At 48.4% G+C, this 448-nt stretch carries 1 protein-coding gene; it reads right to left on the bottom strand.

Annotated elements, in window-relative coordinates; all coding sequences use genetic code 11:
* The coding region (locus RGM3321_RS00130; protein WP_244391012.1) for a DUF929 family protein at positions 1 to 381 on the bottom strand (381 nt) is incomplete at its 3' end.
* Positions 382 to 448: the final 67 nt, after the last annotated feature.

Here is a 448-nt window from a genome sequence, read left to right as displayed (position 1 = left end):
GAAGGTTCCGAATCGAGACAAAGCTGCCGCGAGAGGGAGTCTTTCCATCGCGCAGAAGGGGCAGAACTCAGACCCCACATAAAAGAGCTTTACCTTGCCGTCCTTGTCAGGTTTATTCCCAGTCTTGGTGACCTGGAGCTCCGAAGAACCGGGACCAACCTTGTCATAAACGCTTTTAGGAATGGAGACAATCGCCTTAGAGATCATATCCTGGGAAGTCTCTATAGCGGGACCCTGGCGGGACTTATTAATAGCAAGTATCGTACCAAAGATGATAAGAGAGAGGGCCAGTACGCCCACGGCGACATAGGTGATCCTACGGCGCTTCATCTTGAGTGATTCGCGCTCTTGTTCCCTGCGGAGAATTTCTCGTTTGCTCATAAATTTATCAGTAGAGAGAAATTGAGCTAATGTTCAACGGAGGATTAATGAATGCACAGACAAATGA

It is taken from the genome of Pseudomonas sp. RGM 3321 (genome assembly GCF_022836805.1).
Taxonomy (GTDB): domain Bacteria; phylum Pseudomonadota; class Gammaproteobacteria; order Pseudomonadales; family Pseudomonadaceae; genus Aquipseudomonas.
The sequence above is the reverse complement of the archived record's forward strand: the minus strand, read 5'-3'. Positions and strand labels throughout refer to the sequence as shown.